The sequence below is a fragment of the Saprospiraceae bacterium genome (assembly GCA_016719615.1).
Lineage (GTDB): Bacteria > Bacteroidota > Bacteroidia > Chitinophagales > Saprospiraceae > Vicinibacter.
In genome coordinates this window covers 165,631-184,863 of sequence record JADJYQ010000007.1, presented here as the reverse complement: position 1 = coordinate 184,863, position 19,233 = coordinate 165,631, and the positions used below count along the sequence as shown (strand labels likewise).

The window sequence follows — 19,233 nt, the reverse complement described above, 5'->3', positions numbered from 1 at the left end:
CAATGTTTTTAAAAACTTATTTTACTCTTGACTTGTGCTTTTAGTATAACATTCTTGTTGGCGCAAGACAAAAAGGAGGCAATGCGGAAGTTAATGCAGACTTATCACGAGTTCAAGATGTTTGATGGAACTGTTTTACTTGGCAGAAAATGGTAAAATCATATACAAGGATGCATTTGATTAGCTAATAGAGAGAATGGAACATTCTTAATACTACGAAACAAAATTTATGCTTGGTTCTATATCTAAGCCATTCACCGCAACTTTAATTTAATTTTAGTGGAGAAAGGATTGTTGAGTTTGGATAAATCTATTGATTCATATTTACCGGAGTTTATGGATAAGCCGGCAGCTAAAGTTACCATTAAACAATTATTGAACCATACTTCTGGATTGCAAAATTATGAAATAATGAAGGATTTTTTTCCTAAACTGAGCCGCCAAAGTTTTAGAAGAGAGGAGTATGTTAAAATTTATAGAGACTCTGCATTGGCATTTTTTACCGGGTACTGATATTTGTATAGCAGTTGGGCTTATTTTACTTTTGGGTTTTATTATTGAAAAAGTTACTGGAAGTCTTATCAAATGCCATGAGAGATGAAATTTTAATAAATAAATATGCATCATTCAGGTTCCTATTCGCATAGAGATATTGTAACTCAAAGAGCTGCAGGTTATGACTATGGTTTAGGAAACTACATTTCGGCCGATTTCAGGGGATCAATCAAACACTATGGGTACAGGCGATCTTTATTCAACTGTAGAAGACCTGTTCCAATTTCATATGGCCATTGCGAATTATAAATTACTAAGTAAATCGCTTACAGAAGAAATGTTAGCCCCCGGAATGAGACCTGCCAGATATGGCTACGGATGGTTTAATCAAAATTTTAAGTATACTCCCACCGATAGTGTTGCAGCAAATTATCATTTAGGTTCAACCGAGGGATTTATATCTTTTATGATTCGAATCCCAGAAACAAATAGTATGGCAGTTATTTTATGCAATAGTGCGCCGACTGATTTTTTGGAATCATTAAGAATATATTGAGGATACTTTACAACAAATCGGTTGTTTTGAAAGAACCTATTCATAAAAAAATGGAGACAATATTATCCCAAAAGACTGCGGATATAGCAGTTGCAGATTACCATATTATGAAATTGGATACTACAAAGTTTTATGCAGACTGGTTGCAAATGTATTATTTGGCGGAAAAATTATTCAATTTAAACAGACACGATGATGCCAGAGTCATTGCAGAAAACAATGTCTTGAATTTCAGATAGATATTTGCTAACATTGGCATTGGCAAATATTTATTCTGCTTTGAATAGAAAAACAGAGGCCCTCAAATTCTATAGGCAGACACTTCAATTAAACCCAGAGAATGAAGAAGCTCATATCAGATTAAAGGAGTTGCAATTAAAATAAATGGAATATCACCATATCAATCGTTCAGCAAGGCTCATCCGCATTTCGATTGTAAGTAAACCAAAGCCTTATTTTCATTAAAATTCTATACCTTAATTCCTGTTCGGGAGAATTCTTCTGGATCCTTTATTTTGCCTTGAAATGGAAGTCTACTTATCAAATTTTAGTTCTATTGTTCTATTACTATACTCATGGGCAGAATAAATACACGCCCATTTGCTATGCGAATTCTAATTAAAGTATTCGCATAGCATCATTCAAAGAATGCCCAATAGAATTTCTGCGGTAATGTGAAATTGTTAATGAATAGCCATCGGTATTCAAAATTTCCCTTTTGTCTAATGCTCAAGGACAAATGGAGATTCATTCTTTTCACCTTCACCTGTTGGTTCCCAACCGCAACCCAGGTATCCGCGTTCAGTTTCATAATAAACTGGTTTTTCGTTTCGAAGAAGATCAGCAATCGCGTTAAATTCTGTTGCTGTATCTAACCATTCGTGGGCGCTCGATTGATTCTCCAGCGTAAGCCAAACTTCGCCCTTGTTGTTTCGGATTCGCCAGTATAGCGAATAGTCAATTACTTTTAACCACATTTGTTTTAATTTATTTAGTGAGGATTAACAGCAGGTATACAGGCCATTTTGCATTTTTTCAAATCAGCTTTTATTTTAGCTACATTTCTGCGGCATTGAGTATAGCATTTTAATTTATCGTCTCTTATTCGTTCCAAACAATTTAGTCTTTCATTTTGTGGTGTATTAGGACCAAGGCAATGCGCTAGACCAATTAACCATGTGCTATCACACTTGTTTTCACAGGAAATCTCTGGTTCCATTGGCGGGTCTGCATTTTCTTCACAGATGGTAATACAACGGTGGTACGAAGAGATTTCATTTCTCACATCATTTCTGTCCACGCAGGAACAAAAAGTCAGCCATGTGAATAAAAAAAGAAAATAAGGAAGAGTTTTACTTTTCATGTTAAATTATTTTAATTGATTAATAATGATGTTATCTAATGAGTTGACAATACTAGCTCTTTGTAAATGATTTTGTAAGATGACCTTCGGCATTGCTGATGCTGATTAAATAAATTCCTGGAATCAACAATTCTGCATTATACTCCACTTGTATTCGGTCAGCAGCAGATTTTATTTTCTTCTGCCAGATCAAATGTCCATTTTGATCATTGATGATGAGTTGTAAGTCTGCAGATTTTTCCATCTGAATGTCAATCGTAAGAATGTCCTTTGCGGGATTTGGAGATAATTGAACTTCTGCTTTTAATTCATTCGTCGAAAAAATTCCTGTAAGCGGGTCACCAACATATGAAAAAGTTTCGTTCCATGATCCTGATCTTTTAATTGACCTTCTCCGGCAAAACCTACTTGTGGACTTATAAATCTTGCTGCATTTAATTCATTAGCTTCTCCTATTTGTAACCAGCTTTTGCCTTTATCTTTAGAAATGTATGTTTTAAAAGGGCCGCCTTCTATAGATTCTGAAATATTAAGAAATAAATAATAGGATTCCGGGATCAGACTAAATGACCAAAAGTAGTGATCAGCTGTTACAAATGGTGCCGTTACATCTGACCAGGTTTTACCGCTATCTTCTGTATAATATAATCTTCCCGTTTGGTTGGGAACTCCCCCATAACAAACACCATGTGAAGCATCGACAAATTTTAGAAATGCGATATCACCTTGTGCAATTTCATCAACAATCCAGTTGTTTCCGCCATCTTCGGATGAGTAGATTCTACCATGAGATGTTCCAAACCAAATGTGATCACCTATTCTTGTTAATTCTCCATTATAACCAATTTCATCTGTAAGGGGCTCTGGGATATTTGATCTTGGAATCCTATTCCAATTTGCACCACCATCTGTTGTTTTATAAATTTCAAAATAAGCATCTGGTGAATTCAAATCCGGAATCGGATCGCCCATGGCAATTCCATTCAAAGTATCTTTAAAAGAAATGGCATCAATAAACGAAGAACCATTTGTAAAGATTGAATTTGCAATTCTAGTCCAGTTGCTACCACTATTTCGCGTTCTGTAAATTAAATTCTGACCAGAACTTAAAGAGGTAAATACCAATGATGGCATGTTCGGCATCAAAGGGATGGATCGTCGAAAGGTAGGGTGCCAGTGTCTCTGAAAGGGGAAACCTGATTGCTTTCCAACTTGAACCCCCATCATTGGTTCTATAACAATAAACATCAGAGTTTCCATAATTGAAACCATTAATGGCTGGATCCCAGAAAAACTCAGTACCTCCTAACCACGCTGTTTGTTTATCGACCAGTTGGTTTTCATAAAGCCAAACTGTATCGTTAGTTTGTGGTATCTGAGAGTTCCATTGTCCAGATATTTCCAATGTAGAGCTTACGAATAATAATAGAATTGTTGTTTTGTAAAAATTTGATTTCATACCCGTTTTTCATATTTATACATTTGGGTATAAAAATCTTAGCAATCTGAATAAATCTTCAGTCAGGAGAAGCCCTTTGACCTATTGAAGCTATACTATAGTTGAGAGATTTTATAGCTACTACTCCATTAACACGAACCCGGCCCAATAATAGGGTTCTAGTCCTTTGTTGTGCAATGATTGCTGAGCAGCAATCAAAGAAGCACGAATGGTCATTTTATGATGAATAAGATTTTTATAAAAAGTTCCATAAGTTCAGATGTTTGCTTATCCGGAACTTGCCACAAGGACATGAGAATGTTCTGCACGCCTGCAATTTTAAACGCTCTTTGCAAACCATACACGCCTTCAGTAGTTCCAATATCGCCTAAACCGGTTTCGCATGCGGACAAAACAACAAGCTTTGTGTTGCTTAAATCCATTTGGCTTATTTCAAACGAAGTAAGGATGCCGTCGTCTTCCGAATTGTGTAAAGGCCCAGCTTTGATCCATGTGTAATTAGCACCAGCCATGATTAAGCCCGAACGAATCATGGGATCTGGTGAGTTCATAAATACAGGTTCGTTTTCAATGGAGCCTTTTTTTATTTTATTGGATGTAATAGGATCGGGAAAGAAAAATCCGTGCGTAGAAATATGGATAATGCCCGGAGAAACCATCCTTTCAGTTGAGCGCCCCAAAGATTTAAAAAATTCTTCACTAGCCAATTTACCATATACACTTGAGGTCTTAATATTATTCTTAGAAGTAATTTCTTGGATCTTATCAATTTCAAACCTTGCACCAGGTAAGATATTCCATTTATTGGCTCTGAATGTTGAATCTACAGTATAAAATGAATGCGATCCTCTGGTCATAAATTCTTGATTCGTAGCTTGATCATGGGATGCTACCAGCTTATTTGTATCTATGTCGAGCTCATATTCAATTCCTCCAATAAACACGCAGTCATTAGATATTGAATCCTTAAAAGTAGGATCACTAACAAGATTGCGTGTGCTTGACATTAATATGAACTGATAATCATTCATCAATAAGTGTTTAGACTTGCTTTGAACGATAGGCCCTAAATTTAAGCGATGTAAAGTCCAACCGGAGAGTAATATATAGTTTTTACCTGGTTCAAAAATGGTTCTAGGGGCTTCCAAATGAAATGCTCTAAACTTTTGCTATTGTTTTCTTCAATGGATTCAGGAACGTACAACTTTGATACGTAGTCCATTCTCTTTTGGGGTCATCTGAAATAATGGCCCGTAATTTCTGTTCCTCACACATAAGTATAAACTCAGGATTTGGAAATTCAGGTCGAATTAAAAGAGCGGCATACCAGAAACTATCCAGTAGCGGAGAATCTTCTCCTATATTCAGTCTTATAAATTCGATGGCGGCTTCACCCGATTTTAATTGCGAATGAACTTGTTTCCAGCTTACCAGGTCTAATAATTTTTCGATTCCTTGAACATGTGAATTTAATTGCCTCTCACAAAAATTTGCAGTTTCTTCTAAATCTGATATTCTTTTTTGTTCACTTAATGGTTTTGAATATTCATTGGCAAGCAAACGTTTGCTTGATTTATATTTTTCAAATAGTTTATGTGCGTTAGTATCGCAGTTGATCAATTTGTTTTTAATGTAGCGTGAATATTGAAGAATGCCACGATATAACAAAGCATCATCATACAATAAACCCGCATAGGATTTGGAATTAAATTCTTTTTCCGATTAATATCGAATTATAGTGTAACATTTTCTGTGTTAGTAAATCGACTTCTGAGTCTGCCATAAATTTGAAAGAATTCAAGAGTTTCTTTTAGTTGCATTGTAACTTAAAAAGAAATATTTACGAGCAGAGTCAGGCTGGTTAATTTTTAAATAATCAGAACAAAGGTTAAAATATATTCCATTCAAAAGATCTGACTCCGGCGAGTACACACCGTTTGCAATATTCAATGCTTCGCGATCTGATTCAAGCGCTTCCGCATACCTGTGATGATTGTATAACCAAACGCTGTTTTGATTTAATGTCATTGCCAACGTATAGTTAGTCGTTTCACTGCTGCGTGCTTTTGTCATGATGTCTTTTGCATAAGACTCCGGTACATTTTCTCCGGTCATGTCGCCCAAACTTATTAAGGCTCCTTTGACGTATGGAAAATTAATTTCCTTGTCTTCTGCAGTTAGCTCATCCGAGTTTAAAATAAACATATACATTTCTTTCGCAGCTGAAAAATTTTTCTGTTCAAGATAAACATTTCCAATATTATAAAGAACTGAGTAGTAATCCCAGTTTTTGGTACCAATGCTTGACTTTGTAGCCGATTTAGCTTCGTATAGATATAACAATGCCTTGTTGAAGTTGCCAATACTTTTGTAGTGAATACCAAGGCCTTTTAAAAGCAACGCATAGGAAGGTCTGGCTTTTAACTTAGGTTCGTTTTGGTATACTTCATAACTTTCCTGAAACAGAGCTTCTGCTTGTTCAAAATCAGCGAACCTGTCTTTCATTAGAAATGCCAATTCTGCAATGCAATCTGCATATATCGATGTATTGGTCTTTTTGAGTGCTCGTAAAATTTGCAAATTCTCGTATAGGTAGTGGATTGCAGAATCAAAATGATTTTGGACGTTGTATAATTTAACCAAGTGATAAACTGTGGTGGCATATTCCATGGAATTTTTCCCAAATACAGCCTCTCTAATGTTAAGACATTCTATACCGTAACTTGTGGCCAGTTCATAGTTTTCTATTTTTGCATTCAGAATTGATAAACTGTATATTGACATGGCTGACTTGGGATGCAACTTTCCATACTTAAGATTTCTTAATTTAAATAGATCCAGCATCAATAATTCTGCTTCTTTAAATCGACCATGATTTGCAAAAAGTTTAGAAAGCTCATCTAAACTGATTTCATAATTTTCCGATAAAGTATCATTATAAAATTTGCTTAATTCAATGGTTTTTTTATACTGTATTATTGCCTCCTCTGAATCCTGAAGTTTGTTCGCAGAGCGAGCAAGGTAATAGTATACTTCCAGATATTTTTGTGAGGTATTACCATAATTTTTAATAATTAATGAATCAACATTTAAAAATATGCCGTGTGCGTTTTTAAAATCATTGGAATTTATATATTCCTTCCCTAAAATTATCATCGAATCCAGCTGCTTTGCTAGAATTTTCTCAGCAGGTTTTTGGCCAAAAACGGTGAATGGAATGATGATAAAAAAAATGTACTTGAAGGAATTCAAAATATTTTAATTTGAAATTTTATTTAATAATGTCTGAGCTTTTTTATCGTACTTTAATTCAGAATTTAAAAGATAAGTCTTTGCCTGTGAAAAATTTCTCTGCTGAATTTCACAAAGAGCAAGATACCAGTAAACTTCTTTAATATAGCGGGTCTGTTGGTTTTTAAGAATTGATTTTAATACTACTTTTGCCTCTTCAATCTGATTTGTAGCCATCATTGCATTGGCTTGTAAAAATCTGAAATTGTCGATTCGTTGTAGTGAAGCATCGAGAGTTTCAAATATTTTTAATGCTTCTTTGTATTGTGCGTCAATATACAATTGCTGAAATAATTCAAAAGGAGTTGGTTCATCTTGTAGGCCTCTTACTTGAGATTGAAGCAGCTCATCGGTAAAAGCACTGAAGTGAACTGCAAACAGCTGATCTGCATTGGAATTTTCATTTTTATTTTTGGTTTGAGCGTATTTGTTTTGTAAGTTTATGGTCGTGTCTTTTAAATTGGCTATTTTTAATTGAAGGCTAGTATCTTGAGAATGTGGAATCAATTGTTGATGTATTTCATGTGGCTGATGATCGGCTTTCAACCATAAAATGACTAACAATATAATACTTGCAATGGCAATCCAAAGTATTATTTTGGTTTTAGAAATTACTTTGTTCTTTTGCTTTGTTCTTTTAATCAGGTGGTCTTTCAGTTCCTTTCTCGAATACACTTTTATGGCTTCGACAGCCTTTTGATATTGTAATACTTCGTTCTTGAAACTTGGATCAGTGTTCATTTTTGTTTCAAATGCAGCACGTTCGTTGGGGTCCATATGACCTGAGAAATATCGATCTATTTGTTCAATATTCATATTATCCGTGCATTTTGTTTTGATTCTATTATTTCTTTGAGTCGTTTGAGATTTCTCGATAAAGTTACACTCACAGCATTTACGGAATTATATTGCATGACTTTCACAATTTCATCAATAGTTTTCCCTTCGATATATCTAAGTTGCAACATCTTTTTACTTTGGGCTGGTAATTCTTCTATGGCATCGAGCATCAGTTGGCGATCTTCCTGATCCGGTTCTTCATAATCGAATGTAAGCATTATGGATTCCGGAATTTCTGCTTGTTCAAAAGTATCGGAGCTTATTTCTTTTATATACTTTTTTTTATTCTTTGAGATATACCTGAAACCAAGCAGGAATAAAAATGTTCGGATGCTACAACTTAATTGAGTTATTTTTCCAGAACGGATTTGCTCGAAAAAGGAAATTACGGTATCCTGCCATGCATCAAGCAGGTCTTCATGTGGTACTGAATTATATTTATAACTCGCAGAATTTAGAAAATCATCCATATATAAATCGTAAATCCGCTCAAACGCTTCCATTTGGCCTGATTTCAGATCTTGGAAAATATCCTGATCTTCCTGTAACTGTGATGTTTTTTTACTCAGAAACCTTATTTATGGTCTCAAATGTCACCATTCTAATTGAAATAAACAACACATTACAAGATTATATTGAATTAAGTTTTCCTTTTTATCTGGCCAAATGTTTATACCTCCTAATAATACAATTTTAACATAAATTCTTAGCAATTCCGTTGAAATTGTTTTTCCACTTTGGTCTTTATTAAAATATTATAAATTTGTATATTTATGAGAGTTTCACCATGGGTTAAAGAAATTAATCTGTATTTTGTATGAAAATATACTATTATAAGTAATGAAGGTGCTGTTTATTTTTTGCCATGTAATGGATGTATACTTATCAGAATTTAATGAAATATAGCTATGCCAGGTAAAAAATTACATACCGAGCACTGTAAAAATTGCAACTACGATTTTAGGATTGACCTGCCTAATATGAAATACTGCCCAAATTGCGGGCAGGAAAATCATAGTCCGAGAATGCCATTCTTTCACTATTTATATGAGCTTATCGAGGGTATTTTCCATTTGGATAATAAAACTTGGCTAACTATAAAGACCTTGTTTTTACACCCTGGAATGATTACAAAAAACTTTATAGAAGACAAGCGAAATCGGTACTCTCCTCCTGTGAGGATGTACATCTGGTGCACAGCGCTCTTCATGTTTAGTTTTTGGCTTTTAATGGATACTATTAGTCACAAATTAGAACCGGTATCCAAAGCCAATAGATCGATGAGTCAGCGATTTGATGATTTGGCGGATACTTCAAGTAGTGCCATCAGAATATTAACCAGTGCATTTTGGCCTACGCTCCCATCGACACCGATACTTAAGCAGAGGGAATTAAAGTACATTCCTGACCATAAAATTAAAGATTGGTTAAAAGAACAAAATTATCCTGCAGATTATTTTCATATTCAATTAATTAAGGCTTACCGTTCACAATGCAATAGTCAACTTACGCTATCTGCATTCACAAAAAAAGTGACAGCCGGGAATAATCTTATTTTCATATTGTTGCTTCCTTTTAATGCATTATTGCTGTTTCCCGTTTTATATAGAAAAAAATTCTTTTATTATGATTCTATGATTTTTACAGTTCATATAAATACCTGGATTCCACTTTTTCAATCTGTGTGGATATGGGTTTTAGCAATAATGTTGGTATGCCTGGATTTACCAGAGCTAATCTTTTTATCTATACCACTTATTAATGCAATCTATTATTTAATTGCATTAAAAAATGCATTTAGCTATAGTTGGACCGCCACAATTGCTCGAGGGTTTCCTGCCTTTATTATTGACACTTTGTATCATTGGATAATTATGTTGTCTTATTCAGCTTGGTTTATGAATTAAATTTAATCACGAAAAGATAGCGAGATTCGATAATGCAGTACTGGTTATTATGTTACAGCATCTGGCAAATCATTTTTGAATATCTTTTATACATACACGGATGAAAGCGAATTATTTGATATTATATTTAGTCTGTAACTTTACAGTAACATTGATTGGACAGCAAACATATGAAATCGAAGGAAGAGTCAATCATATGGGAACGAATGAACCAATACCTTTCGCTACTATTTACAATAAGAGCCTAAAAATTGGAACGATAAGCAATACAGATGGCTATTTTAGAATTTCTATAAATGGATACCGGGATACAGTTCGAATTTCATTTATTGGATTTAAAGATCAAATAATCAATCTTAAGGGTGGTGTAAGTTTTTATTTGATAAATCTTGAAGAGAACTTTCATATGTTGAAAGAAATAACGGTAACACCTAAGGACAACTCTTATTTATTTCAATTGTTGCAGGAATGCAGGAAAAAATCATCTCCGGTTGATATCACCGCAAAATCATATTATGAGTTAAAGAGCTTCATCAACAACAAACAAATTGAGTTTGTAGAAGGCTATTATAATGCGGATATCAAATCGTATCAATTGTCTGGCTTACATTTTAAAACCGGAAGAATTGCATTACAGCCTTATGAAGATCGATTCTTTGTATCCCTGGAAAGTTCGAGAGCAATTTTGCTGTTGGATTTATTTAAAGGAAATGAACAATTTCCTTTAAATCCGCTTGAATTGTCAAAATCTAAATTAAGAAAGAATTTTACTTTGAGTTTGGACAACACTTTTCTTGACGGAGAAGCCGATTCTATTTATGTGATTGAATATTTTCCTAAAGATACGACCGGCAGATTTTTTGAAGGCAAAATTTGGATCAATAAAACAAAAAAGCAATTTATGAAGATAACTTTAAATTGCAGGAATGCCCTTAAACATCCATTTTTACCTTTGTTTCCTTCAGACAAGGTTGCAAATGTTTGTTTTAATATTACGCAATCTTACATATCTGTAAATGATCAGTCTTATTTTAATCACATCGATTTTGTTTACAAATTTGACTATCATAGCAGAATGGGAAACACGGAAGAACAAACTTATTCAATAGTTACCAATACTGTTTTGCATACCTATGATTACAATGATGTTTTTATACTACCTGTTTTTGATTATTCGTTTCAATACATGGATGATTATCGTAAAGTCAATGCAATTCCTTATAATGAATTCTTTTGGAACTATAACAATGAATACCGATTGAATGATAGTCTGAATAAGAATGAACATTTTTTTAAAGATAGCAATTCAATAAATAATAAAGCGCTTTTCAAATCTAATTCTTTTATGAAATTGGGCTTACTGGAACACCCTTATGTGGAATGGTCAAAAGCAAGAATTAAACTTCGCGAAATTCTTCCTGATTCAGTTGAAAACGAACTTTTTAAAAATTTGAGATCTGAACAATTTAAACTTTCTGTTAAAATCTTTTTAGATGTAAATTCGTACAAGGATTCAACAAATGTTATTACTTCTACCATTTTCGACCCATACCATAGTTATTACTACCTTCCTATGGATCAAACAACCCAATGCTTTATTAATATTTATTTTGACTTGTATGAAATCAGGAGACGGGCTTTAATTGAGAAGTTGAAAACGGTAAAAAATGACATTTATTTATTGCGAAAAATATTCATTGCAGAAATAACCGAGTTTGAAATTGAAATGAGAATTTACCTCGAAGCAGTTCAGCGGGGAACTATTGTAGCGGAGTTGAAAAAGTACAATGATTTTGTTTTCAATAACCTGGGAATTGATAATATTGAATTTTTTCAATTATTTAAAAAATAAAACACGCTTAGTTGTATGCTAGTTAATCCTAATTGGAAAAGCTTAAAGTAATCATAGATATTGGAAGCCCTTGGTTTGTTTATATGCTGGATCATGATTTTAAATGTTTGGTTTCTGGTCAATCAAATGATTGTTGATTTACAATGATACAAACTGCTAATATTAAATTTAAGCAAATCTTAAGAATCCATCAAGGTAAGCTTATGGTTAAATGTGAAATATTTGCATTATGAGAATACTAATCGTAGAAGATGAGCAAGGAATAGCAGCTTTTCTAAAGCAGGGCTTGGAGGAGGAGTCTTTTGCTGTTGATGTTGCGTATGATGGAAGGAAAGGCTTGCAGCTTGCTCTTTCAGGTGCGTATGACTTGCTTTTATTGGATTGGATGCTTCCGGGAATGAGCGGAATTGAGATTTGCAGACAATTCAGAAAGGAATTTCTCAAAACACCAATTATTTTTCTTACTGCAAAGGATACTTTGGATGAGACCGTTTTTGGTTTGCAATCAGGAGCTAATGATTACATCAAGAAGCCTTTTCATTTTGAAGAACTTTTAGAAAGGATCAAAGTACAATTGAGGCCCAAAACAGGTGAGCACTCGTTGTTCACGTTGGGGAGAATATCCCTCAATACTGAAACACATCAAGTCTTTAAAGATGAAATGGAAATCAATTTGACTTTAAAAGAATTTGCATTGTTGGAATTTCTGCTTCGCAACAAAGGCAAAGTATGTAGAAGAAGTCGAATTATAGAAAGTGTTTGGGATATACACTTCGACTACAATACCAGTATAATTGATGTTTATATCAATGCACTTAGAAAAAAACTCGCATTATCGGATGAAGAAAATTACATCCAGACCGTTCGGGGAGTGGGATATATCGCTAAAGAAATATGAGCTTAAATTTCAAAAATAGAATTGCTTTTCATTACATGGTGGCAACAGCTATCTTAATGGTGATTGTTTTTGGTACCATATTTTTCATGGTAAAAGCTGCTGTATTTCGAAATTTGGATCGTGATTTATCTTATGAAGCTGAAAAACATACGAAAGAAATAAAAATCAGTGGCGACAGCATCTTTTTTATCAATAAAGCTGAATGGGAGGAAATTGAACATCGTGAAGTACAAGTTAACCCTGTATTTATTCAGCTGATTGATAAACGAGGTGGATTAATGGATAAGTCTCCAAATTTAAAACAGGATATTTTGCCATTTAAAGAATCCGAATTTGGAGGACATTTTAATGCTGCAATCAACGAACGAAAAATTAGACAGGTTCAAATACCAATAGAAAGTAATGGAAAAATAAAAGGGTATATTTTGGCAGCTATGTCCTCTGAATCTTCTTTATCGGTGATATTAAAATTAAGAAATGTTTTGATTGTTTCTTTTTTCATAGTATTAATTGGCTTGTACTTTGTATCGCGTTTTCTTGCAGGCAGAAGCATTATCCCCATTCAGGAAATGACGCATACCATTTCAAGAATCACCAGGAATAATTTAAAAGAACGGGTAAGCTTACCTGAAAACAGGGACGAAATTTATGAACTTTCTTCCAGTTTTAATGCTCTTATAGAACGTATTGAAAACGCACTGATAAGAGAAAAACAGTTTACTTCTGACGCTTCACATGAGCTCAGAACCCCATTGTCTGCCTTGAGAGGTACTTTAGAAGTACTCATTCGTAAACCAAGAAATCAACAGGAATACGAAGAAAAAATCCAATATAGTTTAAAGGAAATTGAGCGAATGACGGTCATATTGGAGCAGCTCCTGCTACTCGCCCGTTTAGAAAAATCAAACAGTATAAATTTTGACGAATGTTTAGCACTTCCAACAGTCATTGATGAATCAATAGCACATTTTAAATCTCAAATTGCTGAGAAAAATCTAAAGATAAATTTTGAACTTAAAATAGCAGATACCTTACGGGTACCTTATTTTTACAGTAAAATTATAATTGATAATATTTTGAGTAATGCGATTAAATATTCTCATTATAATGGTGAGATAAACATCTGCGTGGATATTATGAACAACCGCACGATGTGTTCCATCAAAGATGATGGAATAGGTATTAAGGCAGAGGAACTGGACCAAATTTTTGATAGCTTTTATCGGTCTGATGCATTAAATCACAAGCATATTTCAGGGAATGGTTTAGGGCTTTCTATTGCAAAAAAATGTGCCGATGCCATTCATGCCGAATTAAAAGTAAGCAGTACTTACGGTCAGGGAACGGTGGTGACAATTTTGTTTTAAATAGTTCTGAAATTCATATCATATAAGAACTTTCGGTACAAGGGGAAATACTACAACCCAAGAAAATTGAAATATAATTGAGAAATAATTCAATTTGCAGGTATCGGGAAAATCAATACATACGTATGAGTATTTAGTTATGGGATGCTAACGATGGCATTTTTTAATAACCCAGACATGCAATAGGAGTCGCTGCTTCAAGTAAATATTGAGTGCCCATTATTTTGTGAATTTATTCTGGATTGTTACAATTGTATTGGCTATATCTGCAGATGAATACGTACCCGCGAGATCGCAAACAGAAATGGAGAAATCTGATATTGTTCGGGAAAAGCCGGGACTTGAACGATTGCCAAACCTGAAATTGCAACTACTTTCTGCATTTTATGAGGAGCGATGATTGAAAATGATAACAGACTAGCTCGTACCCAGTGAGCTGACATCTATGATGCTTTAGCATTGCATATTTTGGATGAAATGGGATTAAAGTACCAAGTCAGGCAAGCCATTGCAGGCTGCATGGGCCTTTGGAGCTGCATTTGCCATAGGAGCATTGTTGGAATTATTCGTTAAACTGTTTATGCCTTTTGCCACAATTTGAATTTTATATTTATTTTTTGCCATCTTTTTTCTTATTGTTATAGGAGTTTTGGTTGCGAAAATTGGAGGTACCATTATTTTAAAAACTAAAGTATGAGCTACTTTCTCGGTTGCCGTTGCAATGTGTTTATCGGCATTGGTTGGAGAATTTTTTATAATGAGTTTAGCTTAAATTTGATAATTAAGCCAATCTTAAGAAAGACTTGAGAAAAGCCTTAATTTAACCACTCTACATTTGTTGTGCAATTCTAATTAAGCACAGAAATGTTAGGTAAAATCATTCAGTACAGCATCCATCACAAGTTGATAGTACTTTTATTTTCAGCAGGTATTGTCAGCTTTGGACTGTATTCTCTATTCGAGATTCCAATTGGTGCTGTTCCAGATGTCACTAACAATCAGGTCCAAATTATTACGACTTCCAGAAATCTGGCGACTGAAGATGTTGAGAAATTTCTGACTTATCCGGTGGAATTGGAAATGGCCAACTTGCCTGATGTTAAAGAAATTCGATCCATTTCAAAATTTGGCCTCTCGGTCGTAACGGTTGTTTTTAATGATAAAATAGGTACCTATCTGCCAAGGCAACTTATTGCAGAAAAAATTAAAGCTGCAGAAGAAAAAATACCAGCGGGATTTGGAAAACCATTTATGGGCCCCATCTCTACTGGTCTCGGAGAAATTTACCAATATGTTATTGAAGTAGATTCAGCACACCGAAACGATTATACATTATCGGATGTACGTACCATACAAGATTGGATTGTTAAACGTCAACTTTCAGGGATTCCGGGTGTCGTTGAAGTGAATACCTGGGGTGGTTACCTAAAGCAATATGAAGTTGCTATCAATCCGGAAAAACTTAGAAGTCTGAATATCTCAGTTCCCCAGGCATTTTCTGCATTGGAAAAAAACAATAGTGTAGCAGGTGGAGGGTATATAGAAAAAACGAATCAAACATATTTTATCAGAGGAGAAGGTTTGGTAGGTTCGCTAAAGGATATTGAAAACATCGTCATTGAAAACAGAAATGGAATACCTATTTTAATGAAAGACGTCGCCACAGTTGGATTTGGACATGCAACACGTTTTGGTGCAATAACCGGAAATGGCGAAGGTGAAAAAGTATTGGGTCAGGTGATGATGCTTAAAGGAGCCAACTCAAAAGCCGTAATCGAGGCAGTAAAAGTAAGGGTTGCTCAAATATCTCCCTCGCTTCCTCCGGGAATTCGTATCAATGCATTTTTGGAGAGAAGCGAACTCATCGGTAAAACCAGTTTCACCATTGCCGAGAACCTCATTCTAGGTTGCTTAATCGTAATTTTTGTAGTTGTGCTTTTGCTAGGCAATATTCGTTCCGGATTAGTGGTAGCGTCAGTAATTCCTATGTGTTTGCTCTTTGCATTATCGCTTATGTATGTCTTTGGTGTGGATGCAAATCTTATGAGCCTTGGAGCCATTGACTTTGGAATCATTATAGATGGTGCAGTTATTATAGTAGAATATATTGCATTTAAAATCACAGCAGAACGCAGCCATATATTGGCATTGCCTAAAGATGAAAGACAAGGATTCATTGACAACATAACGCATTTAGGTGCATCAAAAATGATGCACTCTGCAGTTTTTGGCCAGTTAATCATTATTATCGTATTTATCCCAATTCTTTCATTGGTTGGTGTGGAAGGTAAAATGTTCAAGCCCATGGCTTTGGTATTTTGCTTTGCTTTGATAGGAGCAATGATGCTTTGTTTTACCTATGTGCCTGTGATGGCATCATTATTTATGAAACCATCAGATCCTGATCAAAATACGATTTCATCGCGTTTGATAACATACTTCGAAAATAGTTATAAACCTACAATAACATGGGCATTAGAAAATAAAAAAATTGTTTTAGGAATGGCAGGGGTTCTTCTCCTTTCCGTTGCTTTCATTTTTACCCGAATGGGTGGAGAATTTGTACCTACCCTCGATGAAGGTGATTTTGTGATTCAGCCTGTTTTGAAAACAGGAACCTCACTAAGCAAAACAACTGAAGTGACTACCCGAATCGAAACAATTTTGAAGCGATTTCCGGAGGTAGAACAAGTAGTGAGTAGAATTGGAGCTGCAGAAGTACCTACAGACCCAATGTCTATGGAAGAGAGTGATGTAATTATCAAATTAAGACCAAAGGCAGAATGGGTATCTGCTAAAAGCAAAGACGAGCTTGCAGATAAATTCAAAAGCGCCTTGGCAGAAATACCTGGAGTAGATTTTGAATTTACGCAGCCCATTGAAATGAGGTTCAATGAATTGATCACCGGGGTGCGAGCCGATCTGGCTATCAAGATTTTTGGAGAGGATTTGGATATTTTATATAAAAAAGCATTGGAAGTAGAAAAAGCAATTGATGAGATTGATGGAGCTGCTGATATAACTGTTGAAAAAGTTGCAGGACTGCCTCAAATGTCTGTCAAATATGACAGGCAAAAAATTGCAAAATATGGACTCAATGTCGAAGATCTAAACAACATCATTACCATAGGTTTTGCCGGAAAACCAGCCGGTACTATTTTTGAAGGCGAAAAACAATTTGATTTGGTCGTTCGATTTGATGAGCATCATCATAAGGACATTGAAGATATCGAAACAGCTACGATTCAATTGCCAGATGGCAACCAATTGCCTCTAAGTGAATTTGCAAACATTAGCTATTCAAAAGGACCTGCAAAAATCTCAAGAGACAACACCAAAAGAAGAATAGTGGTTGGTGTCAATGTCCGAAACAGAGACCTGGAATCTGTGGTAAAGGATGTTCAAACAGAAATAAATAAAAAAGTCAGGCTCCCCATTGGTTATACCATTGAATATGGAGGTCAATTTGAAAACTTAAGAACTGCCAACGAAAGATTAATGATTGCAGTTCCAATTGCGCTCCTACTCATATTTGTACTGCTCTACTTTGCATTTGATTCAGTCAAGCAAGCCTTGATCATATACAGTGCAATACCTATGTCAGCAATTGGTGGAGTCATACTACTTTACATACGGGATCTACCTTTCAGCATTTCGGCTGGTGTGGGATTCATTGCTCTTTTCGGCATAGCCGTATTAAATGGAATTGTGCTGATTGAAGAATTCAAGGAATTGAAAGCACATGGGATTACGGACATCAACAAACGAATACTTATAGGCACTAAAAACAGATTGAGACCTGTATTGCTTACGGCATCAGCTGCAGCTTTGGGTTTCTTGCCTATGGCCATTTCTACATCAGCCGGTGCTGAAGTTCAGAGACCTTTAGCTACTGTTGTAATTGGTGGATTAATTTCCGCAACGGCACTCACACTTATTGTATTGCCGGTGCTTTATGCTCTGTTTGATAGAAAAGGACATTTCCCAAAAATAAAAGTACCAATGAAGGGCCTATTACTGATATTCATTATTGCAACTCCAATGCTTTGCCATCCTCAGGACACAAAATTATCTTCCAAACAAGCCGTAGAATTAGCATTGAAAAATAATCTTGGCTTGAAAGCTTCCTCCCAAAGAGTTGCCCAAACTAAACTATTAGAGGCAAGTGCAATTGACATTAATAAAACAGAATTTTATTTTAACAAAGACAAGAGTAACATTGCCCCTAATAACTTGCCTCTGAATGTTTGGGGCCTAAGTCAATCCATTCAGTTTCCGACCATTTACAGTGCTCAGCGCAAAGGAATGAAGGCGAAAACACAATTGTCCAATGATCAGTTTGACATTGACAAATACGCTTTAACCAAAGAAGTTTTAAAATCTTATTTCGAAATTGTGTATTGGCAACAAATGCTCAATCACTACCAATTTCTGGATAGTCTATTCACTACTTTCGCGTTTGCTGCGCAGAGAAAGTTTGATCAGGGTGAATCCAATTATCTGGAAAAATTAATAGCAGAGACTAAAAAGAAGGAAGTGTCACTGCAGTTTAATCAAATTAAAGAAAGCATCAAAAAATCATATATTCAATTGAATCAATGGGTTCAATCCAATTCCGGTTTTATGATTATCGATTCAGCAATTGAACGCATGCAATTGAATCCGATTGATTCAATCGGCCAACCGCTTTTAAAATATTTTACGCATGCGAAAAATCTGGTTGATCGGGAGCTTGAATTGGAAAAGCAAAAATTATTGCCTGATCTTAATGTTTCAATATATCAGGGCTCAAATAATGGCATTGGTAGGCAAAACTATTTTGGATTCCAACTTGGAGTAGCCATTCCTTTATGGTTTAGCTCACATAAAGCCAAAATAAGTGCGGCAAAAACAGGTGTTTCCATTTTGAATTCTGAAAATGAAAATTTTAAAAAGCAATTGGAAGCAAAGTATATGGCGCTTCAATCTGATTTACGAAAATATGAAGAAGGACTAACTTACTACGAATCAATAGGAAAGAAACTTTCGCAAGAAACCTTATTCCATGCGGTAAAAGCTTTTCAAAATGGCGAAATTAACTTTTTTCAATATACCCAGCTAATAGAAAATGCCAAATCCATTGAGACAAATTATCTCAATGCATTTTATCAATACAATTTGACTGTTTTGGAAGCCAATTATTTAATGAAAGAACTATGAATAACA

The 19,233-nt window shown here is 34.8% G+C and carries 20 protein-coding genes; 10 read left to right on the top strand and 10 right to left on the bottom strand.

Annotated features, from left to right (window positions below; genetic code table 11):
• Positions 1 to 279 precede the first annotated feature (279 nt).
• The 4 genes from IPM92_15320 (at position 280) to IPM92_15305 (ending at position 1,435) form a co-directional block, all read left to right on the top strand.
• On the top strand, positions 280 to 513 hold the full coding sequence (locus IPM92_15320) for a serine hydrolase (GenBank protein ID MBK9109699.1): 234 nt from the start codon (positions 280 to 282) through the stop codon (positions 511 to 513).
• A gap of 220 nt (positions 514 to 733) precedes the next feature.
• Positions 734 to 1,051, top strand: a complete 318-nt coding sequence (locus IPM92_15315) for a serine hydrolase (GenBank protein ID MBK9109698.1) — start codon at positions 734 to 736, stop codon at positions 1,049 to 1,051.
• Between the two features lie 50 nt (positions 1,052 to 1,101).
• Complete coding sequence (locus tag IPM92_15310) at positions 1,102 to 1,290, top strand: hypothetical protein (GenBank protein ID MBK9109697.1); 189 nt, start codon at positions 1,102 to 1,104, stop codon at positions 1,288 to 1,290.
• A 19-nt stretch (positions 1,291 to 1,309) separates the two neighbouring features.
• Entirely contained in the window at positions 1,310 to 1,435 is a 126-nt protein-coding gene (locus IPM92_15305; protein MBK9109696.1) for a tetratricopeptide repeat protein, read from the top strand.
• Between the two features lie 338 nt (positions 1,436 to 1,773).
• Here the strand turns inward: IPM92_15305 and IPM92_15300 are convergent, their stop codons facing one another.
• From IPM92_15300 to IPM92_15255, 10 genes are all read right to left on the bottom strand, one after another.
• Complete coding sequence (locus IPM92_15300) at positions 1,774 to 2,028, bottom strand: hypothetical protein (GenBank protein MBK9109695.1); 255 nt, start codon at positions 2,026 to 2,028, stop codon at positions 1,774 to 1,776.
• A 14-nt stretch (positions 2,029 to 2,042) separates the two neighbouring features.
• Positions 2,043 to 2,414, bottom strand: a complete 372-nt coding sequence (locus IPM92_15295) for a hypothetical protein (protein MBK9109694.1) — start codon at positions 2,412 to 2,414, stop codon at positions 2,043 to 2,045.
• 52 nt (positions 2,415 to 2,466) lie between these two features.
• Positions 2,467 to 2,658, bottom strand: coding sequence for a hypothetical protein (locus IPM92_15290; GenBank protein MBK9109693.1), 192 nt, complete (start codon positions 2,656 to 2,658; stop codon positions 2,467 to 2,469).
• A gap of 59 nt (positions 2,659 to 2,717) precedes the next feature.
• On the bottom strand, positions 2,718 to 3,548 hold the full coding sequence (locus IPM92_15285; protein MBK9109692.1) for a hypothetical protein: 831 nt from the start codon (positions 3,546 to 3,548) through the stop codon (positions 2,718 to 2,720).
• Entirely contained in the window at positions 3,484 to 3,873 is a 390-nt protein-coding gene (locus IPM92_15280; protein ID MBK9109691.1) for a hypothetical protein, read from the bottom strand. The genes IPM92_15285 and IPM92_15280 overlap by 65 nt, the downstream gene beginning before the upstream one ends.
• A gap of 212 nt (positions 3,874 to 4,085) precedes the next feature.
• Positions 4,086 to 5,021 carry a CHAT domain-containing protein gene (locus tag IPM92_15275; protein MBK9109690.1) on the bottom strand — a complete coding sequence of 312 codons (936 nt, stop codon included), beginning with the start codon at positions 5,019 to 5,021 and terminating at the stop codon, positions 4,086 to 4,088.
• Between the two features lie 10 nt (positions 5,022 to 5,031).
• Positions 5,032 to 5,556 carry a hypothetical protein gene (locus tag IPM92_15270; protein MBK9109689.1) on the bottom strand — a complete coding sequence of 175 codons (525 nt, stop codon included), beginning with the start codon at positions 5,554 to 5,556 and terminating at the stop codon, positions 5,032 to 5,034.
• A 114-nt stretch (positions 5,557 to 5,670) separates the two neighbouring features.
• Positions 5,671 to 7,125, bottom strand: a complete 1,455-nt coding sequence (locus IPM92_15265) for a tetratricopeptide repeat protein (GenBank protein MBK9109688.1) — start codon at positions 7,123 to 7,125, stop codon at positions 5,671 to 5,673.
• Between the two features lie 6 nt (positions 7,126 to 7,131).
• Positions 7,132 to 7,980, bottom strand: a complete 849-nt coding sequence (locus IPM92_15260) for a tetratricopeptide repeat protein (GenBank protein ID MBK9109687.1) — start codon at positions 7,978 to 7,980, stop codon at positions 7,132 to 7,134.
• On the bottom strand, positions 7,977 to 8,507 hold the full coding sequence (locus tag IPM92_15255; protein MBK9109686.1) for a sigma-70 family RNA polymerase sigma factor: 531 nt from the start codon (positions 8,505 to 8,507) through the stop codon (positions 7,977 to 7,979). The genes IPM92_15260 and IPM92_15255 overlap by 4 nt, the downstream gene beginning before the upstream one ends.
• Before the next feature lie 405 nt (positions 8,508 to 8,912).
• Between IPM92_15255 and IPM92_15250 the strand changes: the two genes are divergently transcribed.
• From IPM92_15250 to IPM92_15225, 6 genes are all read left to right on the top strand, one after another.
• Positions 8,913 to 9,911, top strand: a complete 999-nt coding sequence (locus IPM92_15250; GenBank protein MBK9109685.1) for a DUF3667 domain-containing protein — start codon at positions 8,913 to 8,915, stop codon at positions 9,909 to 9,911.
• 100 nt (positions 9,912 to 10,011) lie between these two features.
• The gene (locus IPM92_15245) at positions 10,012 to 11,763 is read left to right on the top strand and encodes a carboxypeptidase-like regulatory domain-containing protein (GenBank protein ID MBK9109684.1); all 1,752 of its coding nucleotides are present in this window, start codon (positions 10,012 to 10,014) and stop codon (positions 11,761 to 11,763) included.
• A gap of 229 nt (positions 11,764 to 11,992) precedes the next feature.
• Entirely contained in the window at positions 11,993 to 12,661 is a 669-nt protein-coding gene (locus IPM92_15240; protein ID MBK9109683.1) for a response regulator transcription factor, read from the top strand.
• Positions 12,658 to 14,028, top strand: coding sequence for a HAMP domain-containing protein (locus IPM92_15235; GenBank protein ID MBK9109682.1), 1,371 nt, complete (start codon positions 12,658 to 12,660; stop codon positions 14,026 to 14,028). The genes IPM92_15240 and IPM92_15235 overlap by 4 nt, the downstream gene beginning before the upstream one ends.
• A 208-nt stretch (positions 14,029 to 14,236) precedes the next feature.
• Entirely contained in the window at positions 14,237 to 14,428 is a 192-nt protein-coding gene (locus IPM92_15230; protein MBK9109681.1) for a hypothetical protein, read from the top strand.
• Between the two features lie 464 nt (positions 14,429 to 14,892).
• A complete protein-coding gene (locus IPM92_15225; protein MBK9109680.1) occupies positions 14,893 to 19,227 on the top strand; it encodes a CusA/CzcA family heavy metal efflux RND transporter in 4,335 nt (1,444 codons plus the stop codon).
• The last annotated feature ends 6 nt before the right edge of the window (positions 19,228 to 19,233 follow it).

Coding starts and splice junctions, on each gene's coding strand:
- IPM92_15315 (MBK9109698.1), top strand. CDS start 734: ATGGGTACAGGCGATCTTTATTCAACTGTAGAAGACCTGTTCCAATTT.
- IPM92_15310 (MBK9109697.1), top strand. CDS start 1,102: ATGGAGACAATATTATCCCAAAAGACTGCGGATATAGCAGTTGCAGAT.
- IPM92_15300 (MBK9109695.1), bottom strand. CDS start 2,028: ATGTGGTTAAAAGTAATTGACTATTCGCTATACTGGCGAATCCGAAAC.
- IPM92_15295 (MBK9109694.1), bottom strand. CDS start 2,414: ATGAAAAGTAAAACTCTTCCTTATTTTCTTTTTTTATTCACATGGCTG.
- IPM92_15290 (MBK9109693.1), bottom strand. CDS start 2,658: ATGGAAAAATCTGCAGACTTACAACTCATCATCAATGATCAAAATGGA.
- IPM92_15285 (MBK9109692.1), bottom strand. CDS start 3,548: ATGCCATCATTGGTATTTACCTCTTTAAGTTCTGGTCAGAATTTAATT.
- IPM92_15280 (MBK9109691.1), bottom strand. CDS start 3,873: ATGAAATCAAATTTTTACAAAACAACAATTCTATTATTATTCGTAAGC.
- IPM92_15260 (MBK9109687.1), bottom strand. CDS start 7,980: ATGAATATTGAACAAATAGATCGATATTTCTCAGGTCATATGGACCCC.
- IPM92_15255 (MBK9109686.1), bottom strand. CDS start 8,507: ATGGAAGCGTTTGAGCGGATTTACGATTTATATATGGATGATTTTCTA.
- IPM92_15250 (MBK9109685.1), top strand. CDS start 8,913: ATGCCAGGTAAAAAATTACATACCGAGCACTGTAAAAATTGCAACTAC.
- IPM92_15245 (MBK9109684.1), top strand. CDS start 10,012: ATGAAAGCGAATTATTTGATATTATATTTAGTCTGTAACTTTACAGTA.
- IPM92_15240 (MBK9109683.1), top strand. CDS start 11,993: ATGAGAATACTAATCGTAGAAGATGAGCAAGGAATAGCAGCTTTTCTA.
- IPM92_15235 (MBK9109682.1), top strand. CDS start 12,658: ATGAGCTTAAATTTCAAAAATAGAATTGCTTTTCATTACATGGTGGCA.
- IPM92_15225 (MBK9109680.1), top strand. CDS start 14,893: ATGTTAGGTAAAATCATTCAGTACAGCATCCATCACAAGTTGATAGTA.